At 43.6% G+C, this 16,669-nt stretch carries 22 protein-coding genes and 1 other annotated feature (1 of these 23 only partly in view); of the genes, 1 reads left to right on the top strand and 21 read right to left on the bottom strand.

The window, feature by feature from the left end; translation table 11 throughout:
- Positions 1-77 precede the first annotated feature (77 nt).
- On the bottom strand, positions 78-770 hold the full coding sequence (locus tag HFA01_RS01050; protein ID WP_146812744.1) for a DUF421 domain-containing protein: 693 nt from the start codon (positions 768-770) through the stop codon (positions 78-80).
- Between the two features lie 20 nt (positions 771-790).
- Positions 791-2,077 carry an ArsB/NhaD family transporter gene (locus HFA01_RS01045; RefSeq protein ID WP_146812737.1) on the bottom strand — a complete coding sequence of 429 codons (1,287 nt, stop codon included), beginning with the start codon at positions 2,075-2,077 and terminating at the stop codon, positions 791-793.
- Positions 2,078-2,202: 125 nt separating this feature from the next.
- Here HFA01_RS01045 and HFA01_RS01040 point away from each other — a divergent pair, with 125 nt between their 5' ends.
- Positions 2,203-2,586: a TIGR04086 family membrane protein gene (locus HFA01_RS01040; protein ID WP_146812736.1), complete on the top strand. Its 384-nt coding sequence runs from the start codon at positions 2,203-2,205 to the stop codon at positions 2,584-2,586.
- A gap of 48 nt (positions 2,587-2,634) precedes the next feature.
- On the opposite strand, the gene yajC is transcribed toward HFA01_RS01040, so the two are convergent.
- The 19 genes from yajC to rplU all read right to left on the bottom strand — a co-directional run bounded on the left by yajC (position 2,635) and on the right by rplU (position 16,602).
- Entirely contained in the window at positions 2,635-2,892 is a 258-nt protein-coding gene (yajC, locus tag HFA01_RS01035) for a preprotein translocase subunit YajC (RefSeq protein WP_089652641.1), read from the bottom strand.
- Between the two features lie 15 nt (positions 2,893-2,907).
- A complete protein-coding gene (gene tgt / locus HFA01_RS01030) occupies positions 2,908-4,047 on the bottom strand; it encodes a tRNA guanosine(34) transglycosylase Tgt (protein WP_146812735.1) in 1,140 nt (379 codons plus the stop codon).
- 31 nt (positions 4,048-4,078) lie between these two features.
- Positions 4,079-5,104 (bottom strand): tRNA preQ1(34) S-adenosylmethionine ribosyltransferase-isomerase QueA, encoded by a 1,026-nt coding sequence (gene queA, locus HFA01_RS01025; protein WP_146812734.1) that lies wholly within the window; start codon positions 5,102-5,104, stop codon positions 4,079-4,081.
- A 29-nt stretch (positions 5,105-5,133) separates the two neighbouring features.
- On the bottom strand, positions 5,134-5,331 hold the full coding sequence (locus tag HFA01_RS01020) for a DUF2905 domain-containing protein (RefSeq protein ID WP_146812733.1): 198 nt from the start codon (positions 5,329-5,331) through the stop codon (positions 5,134-5,136).
- Positions 5,328-6,329: a Holliday junction branch migration DNA helicase RuvB gene (gene ruvB / locus HFA01_RS01015; RefSeq protein ID WP_146812732.1), complete on the bottom strand. Its 1,002-nt coding sequence runs from the start codon at positions 6,327-6,329 to the stop codon at positions 5,328-5,330. Before ruvB ends, HFA01_RS01020 begins: the two co-directional genes overlap by 4 nt.
- An 18-nt stretch (positions 6,330-6,347) precedes the next feature.
- On the bottom strand, positions 6,348-6,965 hold the full coding sequence (gene ruvA, locus HFA01_RS01010; RefSeq protein ID WP_146812731.1) for a Holliday junction branch migration protein RuvA: 618 nt from the start codon (positions 6,963-6,965) through the stop codon (positions 6,348-6,350).
- A 140-nt stretch (positions 6,966-7,105) separates the two neighbouring features.
- Entirely contained in the window at positions 7,106-7,675 is a 570-nt protein-coding gene (locus HFA01_RS01005; RefSeq protein ID WP_146812730.1) for a BofC C-terminal domain-containing protein, read from the bottom strand.
- 80 nt (positions 7,676-7,755) lie between these two features.
- On the bottom strand, positions 7,756-8,508 hold the full coding sequence (locus HFA01_RS01000) for a YebC/PmpR family DNA-binding transcriptional regulator (RefSeq protein ID WP_146812729.1): 753 nt from the start codon (positions 8,506-8,508) through the stop codon (positions 7,756-7,758).
- A 126-nt stretch (positions 8,509-8,634) separates the two neighbouring features.
- On the bottom strand, positions 8,635-9,183 hold the full coding sequence (locus HFA01_RS00995; RefSeq protein WP_146812728.1) for a YhcN/YlaJ family sporulation lipoprotein: 549 nt from the start codon (positions 9,181-9,183) through the stop codon (positions 8,635-8,637).
- 70 nt (positions 9,184-9,253) lie between these two features.
- Positions 9,254-9,991, bottom strand: coding sequence for an NAD(+) synthase (gene nadE, locus HFA01_RS00990; protein ID WP_146812727.1), 738 nt, complete (start codon positions 9,989-9,991; stop codon positions 9,254-9,256).
- A gap of 35 nt (positions 9,992-10,026) precedes the next feature.
- Positions 10,027-10,986: an aminoglycoside phosphotransferase family protein gene (locus HFA01_RS00985; RefSeq protein WP_146812726.1), complete on the bottom strand. Its 960-nt coding sequence runs from the start codon at positions 10,984-10,986 to the stop codon at positions 10,027-10,029.
- Positions 10,976-12,031 carry a SafA/ExsA family spore coat assembly protein gene (gene safA, locus HFA01_RS19190; protein WP_146812725.1) on the bottom strand — a complete coding sequence of 352 codons (1,056 nt, stop codon included), beginning with the start codon at positions 12,029-12,031 and terminating at the stop codon, positions 10,976-10,978. Before safA ends, HFA01_RS00985 begins: the two co-directional genes overlap by 11 nt.
- A gap of 177 nt (positions 12,032-12,208) precedes the next feature.
- On the bottom strand, positions 12,209-13,075 hold the full coding sequence (gene pheA, locus HFA01_RS00975; protein WP_146812724.1) for a prephenate dehydratase: 867 nt from the start codon (positions 13,073-13,075) through the stop codon (positions 12,209-12,211).
- A 14-nt stretch (positions 13,076-13,089) separates the two neighbouring features.
- The gene (thrR, locus tag HFA01_RS00970) at positions 13,090-13,539 is read right to left on the bottom strand and encodes a transcriptional regulator ThrR (RefSeq protein ID WP_089652653.1); all 450 of its coding nucleotides are present in this window, start codon (positions 13,537-13,539) and stop codon (positions 13,090-13,092) included.
- Between the two features lie 15 nt (positions 13,540-13,554).
- The gene (gene obgE, locus HFA01_RS00965) at positions 13,555-14,838 is read right to left on the bottom strand and encodes a GTPase ObgE (protein WP_146812723.1); all 1,284 of its coding nucleotides are present in this window, start codon (positions 14,836-14,838) and stop codon (positions 13,555-13,557) included.
- 14 nt (positions 14,839-14,852) lie between these two features.
- Complete coding sequence (locus tag HFA01_RS00960) at positions 14,853-15,368, bottom strand: Spo0B domain-containing protein (protein WP_146812722.1); 516 nt, start codon at positions 15,366-15,368, stop codon at positions 14,853-14,855.
- Between the two features lie 278 nt (positions 15,369-15,646).
- Complete coding sequence (gene rpmA, locus HFA01_RS00955; RefSeq protein ID WP_035509352.1) at positions 15,647-15,937, bottom strand: 50S ribosomal protein L27; 291 nt, start codon at positions 15,935-15,937, stop codon at positions 15,647-15,649.
- 14 nt (positions 15,938-15,951) lie between these two features.
- Positions 15,952-16,281 (bottom strand): ribosomal-processing cysteine protease Prp, encoded by a 330-nt coding sequence (locus HFA01_RS00950; RefSeq protein ID WP_146812721.1) that lies wholly within the window; start codon positions 16,279-16,281, stop codon positions 15,952-15,954.
- Positions 16,282-16,293: 12 nt separating this feature from the next.
- Positions 16,294-16,602 carry a 50S ribosomal protein L21 gene (rplU, locus tag HFA01_RS00945; RefSeq protein ID WP_146812720.1) on the bottom strand — a complete coding sequence of 103 codons (309 nt, stop codon included), beginning with the start codon at positions 16,600-16,602 and terminating at the stop codon, positions 16,294-16,296.
- A 13-nt stretch (positions 16,603-16,615) separates the two neighbouring features.
- Positions 16,616-16,669, bottom strand: a sequence feature (ribosomal protein L21 leader region); it runs 19 nt beyond the window's last position.

Genomic DNA, 16,669 nt, shown 5'->3' with positions numbered 1-16,669 from the left:
TAAAAGTCTCGAAACTGAGTCTTCAAGAAACCTGCCAGTTAGTTTAATAACTCTATTCTCTTCTTTAATGAGATGGTTTATTGGAATTCGTTGTTTTGGTCAATTTGGACTTCGCCCTGGTCGTTGATGGTACATAAAGATATTTCCTTGAAAGAATGAAATCCTTGTTTTCGGACTTCATTTACAAGCCACTGTTTGTTTTTTCGAATTGTTTGAAGGCCACTGTATTGCACTTCGCCATCAGCAATTAATACAACTGCATAATCAGAGCTTCCGTCATCTTTCGTTTCGAATACAGACAGCTTCCCTGATGGTTCCAAAATAGCGTAAGCAACGTCTCCGACTTGTTGAATGCCATGTTCTCGTAATTGTAATAACAAATCGTTGAAATTATAACGTTGCCGTCTCATCTCTTTTTCATCTACTTTTCCATGTTTAATAATGATGGAAGGTTTTCCATCGAACCAATTTCTAAACCGCTGGTTTTTCAAAGAAATCCATGCACTCCCTATTTGAATCGCAAGGAGGACAGCCATGGGGACGATGGCTTTCCAAATAGCTTCACTTGGATTTTCGATAAGAAAGACCGCAATTTCAGCGAGCATAATAAATACGACCAGATCCATAACACTAAGTTCACCAATTTCTCTTTTTCCCATAAATCGAAAAACAAAAAGGATGATCAAATAGGTGATAAGCGTGCGAATGATAATGCTGAATACGAGCAATCCGAGCACAACCTTTCCTAAAGGTTTCCCTCTAGTTAACATCACCTATTTTTCCTGTTTTATTAGAGGAATGGAAGCAAATAGCGGAACCAGACGTAAATGGATGATACCACTAAGGAAAGGATTAAAACCGGAAAGCCGTAAAGGGAGAACTTTATGAAAGGAATCGGTTTATTATGGCTGGCAGCTAAGCCGGCAACAACCACATTGGCGGATGCTCCGACAAGTGTGCCGTTTCCTCCAAGACATGCCCCTAGCGCTAAAGACCACCAGACTGGATCAACGTTCATCATTCCATATCCTTGAAGTTCTTGAACGACAGGAATCATAGCGGCAACGAACGGTATATTGTCAACTACACCCGAAAGGATTCCTGCACTCCAAAGCATCACCATCGAAGTGACCGGCATATCCCCGCCAGAGATCCATACCATTCCTCTAGCTAATTCATCAATGACTCCAACCGTCTCTAATCCACCTACAAGCATAAACAAGCCCATGAAGAAAAATAATGTCACCCATTCAACTTCTTGAAAGACATGTTCAACATCAAGCTCTTTCTCAGACAAAAACAACAATAAGAGTGCTCCACTGACGGCAATAGTCGTAATATCCATATGGATAAATGGATGCATCATGAAACCGACGATGGTAAGAAGCATGACTGAGATGGATTGGAAGAGCAATGGAGACATTTTCAAGTGTTCTTTTGCATCTACTCTCATTAAATCTTCGGCTAATGCCTGATCATACGAAAGGCCTTTGCGGAACAACAAGATGACGCCTATTGTTACGAGGATAAAGATAATTAATACCACCGGACCTAGATGATAAAGGAAGGAAACAAAGCTGAAATGGTCCACCGCCTGTCCGATCATAATGTTCGGTGGGTCACCAATAAGCGTAGCGGTCCCCCCAATGTTAGAGCTGAAAATCGTCATGATGAGATAGGGAAATGCCGGTAGCTTCAAGCGATCTACGAGTGTTAATAACACAGGTACAAACAAGAGGACCGTCGTAACATTATCTAAAAAAGCAGACCCCACCGCAGTAAACAGAGCGGTTACTAGCAACAGAGGAACAGGCCTTCCTTTTACAAGCTGCGCTAACCAAATAGCTAAAAAAGTGAAAATTCCTGTCTTTTTTGTGATAGAAACCAACACCATCATAGAAAAAAGGAGGGCAACGGTATCCCAGTCTATAAAACCAAATGCTTGTTCCCACTCATAAATCTTTGTCATTAAAAGAAGTACGCCACCTGCTACAGCTACCAGTGCACGGTTTAACTTCTCCGTCATAATCAGTACATAGCTAGCTACAAAGATAAGGATTGCGAGTACAGTTGACATAGATCTTCCCCTTTTTGGACGGACTTTACTAATACTTATTCAAGTCCAGAGGAAAATATCTGCTTCTATCTATAGAGTTTTCGTGCATATAGATAAAAGTGACAAGCATATCAAGGGGGGATAGGATGAAAAAGCTATTGTCAGGGGTCCTGGGGTATGGAGTCGGCTCTATTTTTATTCTCATGATTGTGTTTGCTGGCGTATTAGCACTTTTACTAAGGTTCACTGGAATGGAATATGAAACGCTCAATCAAATGGCATTAGTCGCCGGTATTAGCATACTCGCCATTGGGGGCATGCTCGCTGCCTATAAGGGGGAGCAAAAGGGATGGCTCTCTGGAGGGATGACAGGGCTGATCTTCGTCAGCGCCATGATTTTATTTCAGGTTGTTTTTGAAAACTCCTGGGTGTCCCTGCCTCAGTTGAGTTATTTTGGAGGACTGGTTCTTGCGGCCTGGCTTGGAGGAATGATAGGGGTCAACCTACCGCGAAAAACTGTAAAAAGATGATAAAACGTAAAATCCCGCTACAAGGATATGTAGCGGGATTGCATTTGATTAGCTCAATTTTTCACGTACGGACGAACGATCGAATTTCAGTTGAGTACCATCTTGTACAGAAATTACAAGAGTACCTTCATCAATCGCATGAATCGTTCCGTGAAGTCCTCCGATTGTTATAACTCTATCGCCTTTTTGGAGGTCCGACTGCATTTGTTGTACTTGCTTCTGTTTCTTTTGCTGCGGTCGAATCAATAGGAAATAGAAAATGACAAACATTAGAATAATTGGCAATAAACCCACTAATGTATCCATTTATTTTCCCCCTTTCTAAAAGTTCTTTGCGTTTGGTTTGTTGAAACCATACATTTCAAAGAATTCTTCTCTAAAGTCACCGAGTCGATCTTCTCTAATGGCTTCACGCACTTGCCTCATTAAGTTTAACAGAAAATAAAGATTATGATAAGTCGTAAGTCTGAAACCGAATGTTTCGTTAGCTTTGACTAAATGGCGGATATAAGCCCGGCTGTAATTTCGGCATGTGTGGCAATCACAATTCTCATCAATTGGACGGAAATCACGCGCGAATTTCGCGTTTCTCACCACGAGTCTTCCCTCAGAGGTCATCAGCGTCCCATTTCTTGCAATTCGTGTTGGGAGCACACAGTCAAACATATCAATGCCCCTGATGCTTCCATCAATTAAGGAGTCCGGTGAACCAACACCCATCAGGTAACGGGGCTTTTGATCCGGCATAAGAGGCGTAGTGAATTCAAGCACACGGTTCATGACGTCCTTCGGTTCACCCACAGACAGTCCCCCGATCGCATAACCCGGAAAGTCCATGGATGTCAGGTCCCGAGCACTCTGACGGCGGAGGTCTTCATACTCTCCACCTTGGATGATTCCGAACAAGCCCTGATCATGCGGACGCTTGTGTGCTTCCAAGCAACGCTCAGCCCACCGGCTTGTACGCTCGACAGAATCTTTCATGTACTTATGCTCGGCTGGATATGGGGGACACTCATCAAAGGCCATCATAATATCCGGTCCAAGGGCATTTTGAATGTGCATTGCTTTTTCCGGAGATAAGAAAAGCTTTTCTCCACTAATATGGTTACGGAAATGGACACCTTCCTCTTCAATCTTTCTAAGATCACTCAAACTGAAGACTTGGAATCCGCCAGAATCGGTTAGGATAGATCCGTTCCAGTTCATGAACTTGTGAAGACCGCCCGCCTCTTCAATGATGTCTTCTCCGGGACGGAGCCACAGGTGATACGTATTCGAGAGGATGATTTGTGCGCCCATGCGCTCTAACTCTTCCGGACTCATTGTCTTTACAGTTGCTAGTGTACCGACAGGCATAAACATCGGTGTTTCAAATGACCCGTGTGGAGTATGGACCTTTCCTAGACGTGCGCCTGTCTGCTTACATGTTTTAATCAATTCATATGTGATTGCCATGATTTCTACCCTTTCTCACTCTTGATCCATAAGATCATTTAATGAACATCGCATCTCCAAAACTGAAGAAGCGATACCTTTCTTCTACTGCCTGTTTATAGGCTTCCAAAATAAAATCGCGTCCAGCAAAGGCGCTTACCAGCATGATTAATGTGGACTTCGGCAAATGGAAGTTTGTAATTAATCCATCGATGGCTTTTAGCTGTTGAGGGGGATAAATGAAGATATCCGTCCAACCGCTTGCCTCTTTGAATGTTCCGTGATCACGGATAATCGTCTCGAGGGTTCTCGTTGAGGTCGTCCCAACAGATATGATCCTTCCGCCTCTTTCTTTGACAGCATTCAGCTGATTGGCTGTTTCTTCACTCAACTGATAGAACTCGGCATGCATATCATGTTCCTCCACTTGATCTACACTGACAGGTCGGAAGGTGCCAAGCCCTACGTGAAGCGTCAAATAAGCAATTTCAATTCCCTTTGCCTGCAAATCCTCCAACAGTTCTTCGGTAAAGTGCAATCCGGCTGTAGGAGCAGCTGCTGAGCCTTCTTCTTTCGCATAGACGGTCTGATATCGATCTCTATCAGACAATTGCTCTTTGATGTACGGAGGCAAAGGCATCTCTCCCAGAGATTCCAATACTTCAAGAAAAATACCTTCGTAGCGGAATTTGACCTTGCGTCCTCCATGCTCCTGCAGTTCCGTACACTCGGCTACAAGTTTCCCTTCTCCGAAGACAATCTTTGTACCTACTTTCACCTTTTTCGCGGGTTTGACAAGCACGTCCCACTCATCATCTTCAGTCTGGTGAAGAAGAAGAACCTCGACTTTCCCACCGGTCCCCTCTTTAGCTCCATATAAGCGAGCTGGTAAAACCTTCGTATTATTTAATACAAGGCAGTCACCTTTTTCTAAGTAATCGGTGATTTGAGAAAAATGACGATGTTCAATGGTTTGCTCTGTTCGATCACAAACCATGAGCCGGGAAGCTGTCCGATCTTCCAATGGAACTTGAGCGATCAGCTCTTCCGGTAAATCAAAATCGTATTGCTTAATTTCCATGTGAATCCCCTATTCTTATGTTTAATGTATCAAAATTTCCTTATGAAATAGAAAATCAACGAAAGGACAATGCTCACGATTATGGATGTCATAATCGGAAAGTAAAACGTGACGTTTCCTTTTTTAAAGGATAGGTCACCTGGTAACTTTCCAAATATACTCCATAAAATTCCGATCACGATGAACACAATCCCTATCACAATAAAGATTTTACCAAAGCCCGTCAAGAGCCAGGCACCTCCCTGTTGAAGTGAGCGTAAGCTTTCGGTGTGACCACCCGGCCTCTAGGCGTTCGTTGGATATAACCAATTTGCAGAAGGAAAGGCTCATAAACGTCCTCGATGGTCTGAGGCTCTTCTCCAATCGTTGCGGCTATCGTATCCAAACCTACGGGCCCCCCCTGGAAGCTGTCCATGATTCCTTTCAGCAGCTTGTGGTCGATAAAATCAAGACCTTCCGCATCTACTTGAAGCATTTCGAGTGCTTCCTGCGTCGTTTCCTTGCTGATGACAGTCTCCCCTTTTACCTGAGCAATATCGCGGACACGCTTCAACAAGCGGTTGGCAATTCTTGGTGTCCCTCTCGAACGACGTGCCACTTCGACAGCTGCCGCAGCATCGATTTCAACAGAAAGGATTTCTGCTGTCCGTTCTACAATTGCACAGAGCGCCTTCGTATCATAATATTCCAGACGGCTGTGCACTCCGAAACGATCCCTCAGAGGGGCAGAAAGCAATCCGGCTCGAGTCGTGGCTCCGACCAAAGTGAAAGGCGGAAGGTCAAGTCTTACGGATCGCGCGCTTGGACCCGTACCTACAACAATATCAAGACAAAAATCTTCCATTGCAGGATAGAGGACTTCTTCAACAGAACGTGGAAGGCGATGGATTTCATCAATGAAAAGAACATCTCCTGGTTCCAATGATGATAGAATCGCTGCTAAGTCCCCGGCTCTTTCAATGGCTGGACCAGCTGTTGTCCGAAACTGTACGCCCATCTCATTTGCAATAATCGAAGCAAGTGTTGTTTTACCTAAACCGGGAGGTCCATACAACAACGCATGATCAAGCGGCTCGTTTCTCATTTTTGCCGCTTCAATGAAGATGCTTAGATTATTTTTCACCTGATCCTGACCAATATACTGCTTCAGAGTTTCTGGTCGCAAACTAAGCTCAATCTCCTGATCGGTATCCTGTTGTTCCCCAGATATCATGCGATCTTCCAACATTCATCCCTCCTCACCTTAAGATTTCATCAATAGTTGCAGCCCTTGTCTGACATAATCATCTACGCTGCCATGTTTGGCTTTTTCAAGTTCTGTACGGACAAACTTCACTTCTTTTTCTGTGTACCCTAACGCTTTTAATGCTTCGATTGCGTCGTCTACTACGGCCCTTTTCTCTTTCGAGGTCAAATCTTCCTGATAGAAAAGGGTGTCCTCATTATCTTCATCAGGAAGCCAGACAATCAGTTTCCCTTTCAAATCAAGAATCATCTGACGAGCTGTCTTTTTTCCTACTCCCGGAAATTTCGTTAAGTATTTATCGTCTTCCTGCTCAATGGCCGAAACGAATTCTGGTACGCTGACTGTTCCAAGAATAGCAAGCGCTCCTTTAGGGCCGATCCCGGAAACGTTAAGTAATTGAGCAAATAGCTGCTTGTCTTCTTTTTTCTTAAATCCAAAAAGCGATTGATTATCTTCTCTTATATAATGGTACGTATGTACTTTGACTTCCTTGTTCATCGAATCTTGAAAATGATATGGATTGGCACATAACACTTCGTATCCAATGCCGCCTGTTTCTATTGTCAACGACCCTTCATCGAGTGTCGTCAATTGACCTTTCACGTAACTAATCATTGTAAAATTCCCTCTCTACCCTTTATTGCTATCCTTCCTATTGTAACATACAAGCACATGTTCGCCCATGAATAAAAGCCGTGAATCCCCCTTGAAACGGCATAAAACAGCCACTATAATTCGTGGCTGTTTCACTTCATTTATACTTCCTCTTCTTTGGAGAATTGACGCACGACCTGCTCAAAATGACGATGATCTTTGATTTTGATGCCCTGTTTCAACTCTTTCTCTCTTTTTGTCTCCAAAGGCTTTATAGGTACAGGTTTAAAGGATTCTATGACTTTTCCCTGATCAGGAAGGCCTTGAAAGACAGCTAACTCCCCATCCTCTGTCAATCCAAAATACCCCGTCTGTTTAGTCAAAGGAGAAATATCATTTACTTTCCTTTGGAAAACTACTTGATCCAATTCCTGTTCTTCAACCGTCCATCCCTCATACGAAGCCCAGAAATCCATCATAGACCAAATGGTTTCTTCTTTCTTCGTGGTCTCTGTCACACCATCTATATAATGCTCTTTCAGAATGACCGTGAGTTTCAAAGGTTCAGGCTTCACCAATGTTACCACCGCTTCTGATTGACTCCCTTTACCCTGGATGACTCTTTGGGGCGTGTTATCTTTAATGGTCTTCTGAGGAGTATGATCGATCATCGCCCAACTCAATACGGCCATCCCTATGGCTAACCCAACAATTAAGGCCCATCGTTTCATGATAGGATCCCCCCTAAATAAAAATAACTTCTGTTTCTAGTGTGTCCAGAAACAGAAGTTATTATCATAGCAACGGGAGATCACGATAATTTTTCTAGAATGGCTTCATCAGCATCAAGGTTGTGATAGACTTCTTGAACGTCGTCATTATCCTCGAGCATATCGATCAGCTTCAACATCTTTTCTACGCCTTCTTCACCGAGTTCCGTATAGGTTTCAGGAATCATGGTCACTTCACTTGTAGTAAATGCATAGCCGCTTTCTTCGAGGGACTGTTTCACATCAGAAAAAGATTCGGGATCTGTATAAATCTCAAATTGCTCTTCTGTTGTTTCCATTTCTTCTCCACCAGCTTCAATAACTTCAAGCATCAGCTCTTCTTCATCTGCCTCGGTGGTCTCTCTGTCAATAACAAGATAGCCCGAGCGGTTAAACATGAAAGAGACGCAACCATTTTCCCCTAAATTGCCGTCGTTTTTATTAAATGCGTGTCTCACGTCTGCAGCTGTACGGTTTTTATTGTCCGTCAATACTTTAACCATGACCGCTACCCCGCCAGGGCCGTATCCTTCATACGTATATTCTTCATAATTGACACCTTCAAGGTCACCGGTCGCTTTCTTAATGGCGCGGTCGATGTTATCTTTCGGCATATTGTTTGATCTTGCTTTATCTACAGCTATGCGCAGCGCAGGGTTGGTTTCTTGATCCCCGCCTCCTTGTTTTGCCGCCATGAATATCTCACGGGCAAGCTTCATGAAGAGTTTTCCGCGTTTCGCATCTTGAGCACCTTTTCGATGCTTGATATTACTCCATTTTGAATGGCCAGCCATTGGACATTCTCCTCTCCCTGACAAATCTTATAGTTTCATGTAACTTTACGTAAGTTTACTTACGCATTGGTCTCTACTCTCTAATATATCACAATCCCCATTTTTCTTGAAAGCGAACCTTATCCCCTATTCTTGGTTGAAGAAGTTCTGAAATCTTTGCCTGATTTTGTCAGGTGCTTCCCTTTCTCTTGCGTTGAAGTTTTTCATTTCATCCCAGCTATTGTTATTCGTATAGACAATCAAATCTTTATCTGTCACTTGCTTTACCTTAGCTTCTATTTTCTCCGGGATCGACTTATCTCTGAGGTCATATGGATTGATCATGACTGCCACATACATACGATCATCGGTTGAATAGGCTTGAGCCATCGTAATTTCTTTCAATTCATTAACTTTCTCCACAACTGCCATGGCATCTTCATTATTGAAATCATTGTCGTGGGAACGATTAGTTTCGCTGTATTTCGCATTTCTAAACTCTTCTTCTGCTGTTCGTTTGAAATAACTGTCTTTCCCTGTAGGAATCTGCCCCCGTCGTTCAATGGCTCCATCTTGTGCGTAACCAAGAGGCTGATAAGGGGAGGATTCATCTTCTTTCGGCTCCGCGGTTTCATCCGCCTGACACGCAAACATGAATAACGAGGTTAACATAAGGATACTAACGATTTTCCACATAAAAACATTCTCCTTTTACCCTTACTATGGGTTCAAGAAGAATGTTTTAGTCTGTCAATATTCGCCAAGCTTATTTCGGAGGAGCAGGAGGCATTTGACGTTTATGGGCAGAGCGTTTGTGCATCGCTTCAATAATCTTTCGGTCTTCTTCAGGGATTTCTTCCCCTTTCAGGTGACGATCAATCATATCATAACTCGTGCCCATTTCGTTCTCATCTGTCTGCCCTTCCCACAACCCTGCACTTGGTTGTTTATGGATAACTTCATTAGGCACACCCAAATATTTAGCCATTTCTCGAACTTCACCTTTGGTGAGGTTGGAAATAGGAACGAGATCCACGCCTCCATCCCCGAATTTCGTGAAGTACCCGGTGTACCATTCGGCTGCATTATCTGTCCCGACCACTAAATATTTATGGTTGGTTGCTATTGTATAGAGAGTACTCATTCGTAAGCGGGCTCTCAAATTAGCATCCGCTAACTTTTCTTGTTCCTCCTTGAAAGAACCAGCATCATTCAATTGCTGTTTAATTGTTTGGAACATGACGTTGTGTGTTTCCGTTAAATCAACGGTCATAACTGGAAGATCGCATGCTTCCACCACGTTTTTTGCATGCACTTGGTCATCGGATTGACTTTTACATGGCATGATGACACCCAAAGAGTTATCGGGGAATGCTCTCTTTATCAGGTTGGCAACGACAGCGGAATCGATTCCACCACTGACCCCGACGACCAAACCTTCTACATTTGCTTCTTTGACTTGTTCCTGAAGCCAGGATACGATTTTTTCAACTTTTTGTTCCACCGGATTGTTCATCCTTTCACACATATGATACCTAATCATAGCATATGCTCAGCATATCGGACAAACTTCTTCCGGTTTTCCCATGCTTTTTCTAATTTTCTCATATGACGGGGCATCGATGCTTCTTCTCTTAAGCTTAAACGGTATCCATATAGCCATTCCCTTAAAAGATCAGCAGGGACGAGAACCCCCTTCCACCAGATTTCCTTGTCAGTAACATGTGGGAAGTATGGCAACAGTGTAGATTTTCTAAGCTCAAGGTATGGTAAAAAACGTTGAGCCAATTGAATGTGATCATATAAACGCGGCCCTGTATGCAAAAGGTCAAAATCAATCATTTTTATATTCTTATCCGCATCCACCATGAAATTATGATGGGCTACGTCACCGTGGAGCCATTCATGACGGTCCCATGCCTTCTCCTCAACTTCCCCCCAGGGATGATCCGTAAAATCCTCCAAGCGCTTGCTCATGCAAGTGTGGAGTTCCTGGAACATTTCCCGCTTCCCTAATTCTGTGAATACATCTTTCGTTTCTTCAAATTGTTCTAAGCGCCTTTCCCATTTTACATACAATGGGTCCTTAGGAATGGATAATACTCCAATCCCCTTGGTCGTTCGATGAAAATGATGGAGAATACGGACCGCTTGTTTTCGATCCTTATGCCGGTTAAAATCTGCATGCCTTCCTTCCACGCGTTCAAATAATGCCCAGTCACAGCCTAATTTACTGATGGTAAAAACACGATCATAGAAAGGATACGGTCTTGCAGCTATTTTATAGGCATAATTCCAGTGATCGAAAAACTCCACTTGTTTTTCAATCACATGAAACCTGCGATATCCCTTCAAAATAAAGGGCTGCCCTTCAAACTTTACTTTATACACCTTCGGTTTGATGGTCTGTTCATATTCAATCGGAAGCTTTTCCTCCGTTTGCATCCATTGAAAAAGGCGATCCGTGTATGAATCGCCCATTCGATGTTCAGCTTTCATCTACATCATCTTCCCTCCAAGGCTGCTGATAACCTTGGCCCATCTGCTGTGGATCCCACTGTCCCATGTGTTGTGGATTCGGTTGACCAAAGCCTTGCTGTGGCTGCCCCCAACCCATGTGGGGAGGTTGCTGCGGTCCATAACCCATTGGATGCTGCATACCCCCATATGGCGCTTGCTCCCATGGCTGTTGAGCACCATAAGGAGAGTGACCCCATGGTCCCATCATTGGCCCATATGGTTGCTGTCCCTGTCCGCCTCCACACCCACAGTCTCCACCTGCTTGCACGCCTTGGACCATATCATCGCTTGATTCATCCCCCATCATGGGCTGCTGCATCGGCATTGGCTGTTGGTACATCGGCATGTGCATGGGCATCATCACAGGATACGGCGGGCAGCAATAATAGTCTGTATGAACCAACTGTGGCTGCATAGGTTGCTGCATAGGTTGTTGCATAGGTTGCTGCTGCATTGGCTGCATCGGCTGATAATAAGGCTGCTCAGCCATAGGAGCTTGTTCCGGAGACTTCATCCCCTTTAATTCCTCCATTTTTTCTCCTTTGACTTCTTCTTTTAGTGCTTCTTTCGGCGATTCTTCTTTCGGTTGAGGCATAGGCATTTGCGGGAGGTGGAAAGTTGTATAATAATTTTGCATCTGCTGATCGATGCTCGGCATGGTAATTGGCATATTCATGTTTATAGGCTGCATCGGCTTCATCGGTTTTTCCATAACACCTTTAGCTACAGGCTTCTTCTCATCTTCTTTAATTTTAGGAATTGGCTTTGGTGTCGTATCTTTATATGGTGGTTGAGAAGGCATTTCCTTCTTAGGTGCTGGTGCTTGCTGTTTAGGGGCTTCTTTCTTAGGAGCTTCTTTTTTCACTTGCTTCGTACCTTGAGGGACTTTGATCTTCATACCCGGCATAATCATATCAGGATTGGAAAGCTGGGTATTCATGGATTTCAACTGTTCAAAGTCGACCCCGTATTTCTTGGCAATGTTCCAGAGTGTATCTCCTTTTTGTACAATGTGAATTCTCACATCTGCAACTCCCTTCCTGTAATTCTGTAAAAACAATAAGGCAATAATAGCTTCATAACACTCTATGCAACACAAGCCAAAACATTGATGAAAAAGCCTATAATAATTTGATAAAAAATATAAACAAACCCCTGAATCCCTATTAACAAAGGGATTCAGGGGTTATGAAAGCCAAGCTTATTTCACAGGGGCCGGAACATCGACCTGGTAACTCGGATACGTTCCGAGCACCTTCAACTGACAACCTAACGCTTCAAGTTCTGCCTGCACGCCAGGAAAAAGCACGTGATCATAAGGTTGATCAACATCTATTAAGAAAAAGTAGTTACCAAGACCGGTCTTCAGCGGCCTGGATTCAATTTTTGATAAGTTCATTTTTCTCCATGCAAAGGCCGCAAGTACTTGATGCAGGGCCCCGACATAATCCTTCGGTAATGTTACCATGACCGTCGTTTTGTGCTTCGTGACAGGGTGGTCCTTCACTTTCAAAGTGGTCGGTACCTTTTGAACGACTGCAAACCGCGTATGGTTATTGTCATAATCATGGATGTCTGTATCCATAAATGCTAACCCGTTTTGCTCTGCCGCTAAATGATTGGCAATGGCAGCAACACCTGGACCTTCACTTGCTACAATTTCTGCCGCTTTCCCTGTCGAAGCTGTATATTCAACTTCAGCATCCGGGTACTTTGTATGCAAATACTGGTGACACTGGGCAATGGCATGGCTATGAGAATAAACTTTCATGATTTCCCCTTCATGATCCGGATGGACGAGGAGGTGTTGTTTAATTGGGACCGTTAACTCCGCAATAATCGATTGATTTACGTGATGCACGAGGTAATCGACCGTCAAATGTACGGAACCTTCGATCGCATTTTCAATCGGGACAACGGCTGTACTGATCTCCCCTGCTTCTACCGCGTCCAGACAAGCAGGAATGTTTTCGTAACCGATGAACTCTCCACCTTCAAACAAAGCATCCACTGCCATTTTTGTAAACGTACCCTTTGGTCCTAAATATCCAATCCGTTGTTCCGTCATGATTTCCCCTCCAATTAAGCTCCCGTACTTAAGATCTCTACACGATCTACAAAATCTAACTTGTGCAACTGCTGCAACAGTTTTTCTATGCTGTCTTCCATTCCGGAAGTATTCAAAGAAAGCGTCACATTCGCTTTCCCTTGAAGAGGAATTGTCTGATGAATGGTCAAAACATTACAACCCGACTGAGCAACCGTCATTAATAAATTCGACAACGTTCCTTTTCGATCTTCAAGATGGAAAAACAATGTAATCATCTGTTCCTTGACCATCGCCTGAAAAGGAAAAACAGCATCTCTATATTTATAAAAAGCACTGCGGGATAAGCCCACTTGCTGGACAGCCTCAAAAATGGACTCTACTTTCCCCCGCTCTAATAATTCTTTCGCCTCGATGGTCTTCATCATAGCTTCAGGAAGAATGTCGCTACGGACTAAATAAAATTTCTCATTGTAATCCGCCATGAAAAATCCTCCCCTTTAATCGACAAACTCGAATTCATAATCCATTAATCTGACCGTGTCGCCATCTTTCGCGCCACGTTTTCTGAGCGCTTCATCCACACCCATACTCCGCATCTGACGGGCAAACCGGTTGATGGATTGATCATGAGAAAAGTCCGTTCTTTTGAACAGGGATTCAATCTTCTCCCCATAAAGGACATAGGCACCATCATCATCACGGGTAATCTTAAATGGCGCTTCCTCTTTTTCAAATTTGTAGATGACCCGCTCATCCACTTCTTCGACCTGTTCTTCCTGCTTCGGAATTTCATCCAGTTTATCCGCTACGGCATACAACAATTCATCCAGCCCGTCCCGTGTAACTGTAGAAATGGAATAAATGGGAATGTCATCATTGCCAAGCTGCTCCTTGAACAATTCTAAATTGTCTTTTGCATCAGGAATATCCATTTTATTCGCTACAATGATTTGAGGACGATTTTCCAACCGTTGATCATAAGACGATAATTCATTATTGATCGTTACATAATCCTCATAAGGATCGCGGCCTTCCATTCCAGACATATCAATAACGTGCAGCAGCAAACGTGTCCGTTCTACATGCCGCAGGAATTGATGACCAAGACCGACTCCTTCATGCGCTCCTTCGATAAGTCCGGGAAGATCGGCCATCACAAAACTACGATGGTCCTGACTTTCTACAACCCCAAGGTTTGGAGAAAGAGTAGTGAAGTGATAATCCGCAATCTTCGGTTTCGCTGCGGTTACAACGGATAAGAATGTTGATTTACCGACACTCGGAAAACCGACTAATCCTACATCTGCCAACAATTTTAGTTCGACAACAACATCAAGTTCATCTCCTGGTTCCCCATTTTCAGCAATTTCAGGAGCTGGATTTCTAGCTGTAGCAAAGCGAGCGTTCCCTCTTCCACCGCGACCACCTTTAGCAATGACCGCTCTTTGTTTATGATCCGTCAAATCAGCGATCACTTTATCTGTCGCCGCATCTTTCACTGTTGTCCCAGGAGGAACACTGACGACTAATGGGTCAGCGTTCTTCCCATGCTGCTTCTGGTTCATCCCATTCTCACCTTTAGCCGCTTTAAAATGGTGTTGATACCTGAAGTCCATCAACGTATTGAGCCCTTCATCGACTTCAAAAATGACATCTCCGCCATTTCCACCATCTCCACCTGCAGGTCCACCTCTTGGTACGAACTTTTCACGACGGTAAGCCACAAGGCCATTTCCACCGTCGCCACCTTTTACAAATACTTTCACCTGATCGACAAACATGTCTATTCACCTCTTCATTCTATTGTCATTTCAATAGAAAGTTCTTTACTGTCAAAAATCGTTGCAATAAATCCTTCTTCATTGAGCGTTTCTTTTAAACGTTCCGGCTCATGAAACAGACCTTCCCACTCCCAGCTCAACCCAAGTGTATCCTGACCACCTACATAGATGGTACATGTGCCTTCATAAAGTTCTTCATTTCCAATATGTCCATCCATGATTTCAATCATCCGTTTTCCATAAGCCAACAATGTAGGATCATGACGGGATAAATCAACTTCTCCCCTAATGAAATACCGGAGTCGGTAGGTTTTATGTACCCAATTAAAAGATAGCAGCCACAAAGGAAATTTCAGAGCATCACTGTTCAATAATTTCCGTTCTTCTTCTGCCTCTTCTTTAATTTCTTCCATTTGTGCAAGCAAGCGATCCTGCTTTCCCAGGGTAGCGTATCCTTGTAGCAATTGAATTTGATTCATCCAGTCATGACGCTTATGTCTCAGCAGCTCAATGATTTCTTTTTCTTCCATCCTTTCAGCTCCCTCGTTCAACCCATAATAATAAAAAGTATAGCAAAAATCCAAGGAAACAAAAAACCTTAACGTATAGGTTCCGTTACGATTGTGCAGGTGAATGGAGGTCAGTGTGAACCCGCTAATCATCCATGGGTTCATTTGGACTGGTGAATCTCTTTCCCCACAAAAAAATCCCTTTTAACCTGCTGAATAGAAAAATGAAGTTGAAGATATAAAAAAGCCGCGCTTATGCGAAAAGCAAAGCGCGGCTTTTTTGCTGATGGACTATTCGCTTACGCTTCCTGTGCTACAGGATAAACGCTGACTTTTTTACGGTTACGTCCGTAACGTTCGAATTTAACAACACCGTCCACTTTCGCGAACAATGTGTCGTCTCCACCACGGCCAACGTTCGCACCAGGGTACACCTTTGTACCGCGTTGACGGTAAAGGATGGAACCAGCAGTTGCTTGTTGTCCGTCTGCACGTTTAGCTCCAAGACGTTTGGACTCAGAGTCACGACCGTTTTTTGTACTACCTACACCCTTCTTCTGGGCGAAAAACTGCAAATCAAGACGTAGCATGAGTCTTCACCTCCTTATCGTTGGGATATTTTCATATATTGATCGTATTCTTGTTCAATCGTTTCCAAGGACACCTGCATGCCTTCCAATAAGGTTTGAGCTTTTGAATGAACGAATTCATCCAAATCTTCGGGAAGAGTGATTTTTAAATAACCACCTTCACCACCTTGTTCGACATCAGGTTCAAATCCACAAAGACTTATAACAGCATTGACAGCACCGAACGATACAGCTGATACGGCTGCACAGACGAGATCATGACCATAAGGGCCACTCTCCGCATGTCCGGAGATTTCAAAGCCTGTAATGTCTCCTTGTGAGCGAAACATCGATACTTGTATCATCCGATACGAACCTTACGCGTTGATCGCTTCAACGACAAGTTTCGTGTACGGCTGACGGTGACCTTGTTTGCGCTTGTAGTTCTTTTTAGGCTTGTATTTGAAGACAGTCAATTTCTTCTGAAGGCCTTGTTTTTCAACTTTAGCTGTTACAGAAGCACCGTCAACGTAAGGAGCACCAACTTTTGTGTTGTCTCCACCTACGAAAAGAACTTTGTCAAAAGTGACAGATTCACCAGCTTCTACGTCCATCTTTTCAACATAGATCTCCTGGCCTTGCTCTACTTTTACCTGCTTACCACCAGTTTCAATAATTGCGTACATACTTGCACCTCCTCAATATACTCAGACTCGCCATTCAGGTACCGGAAATCGGTTTAAAAACCTGTTC

The organism is Halobacillus faecis, from assembly GCF_007991335.1.
GTDB lineage: Bacteria > Bacillota > Bacilli > Bacillales > Halobacillaceae > Halobacillus > Halobacillus faecis.
The sequence above is the reverse complement of the archived record's forward strand: the minus strand, read 5'-3'. Positions and strand labels throughout refer to the sequence as shown.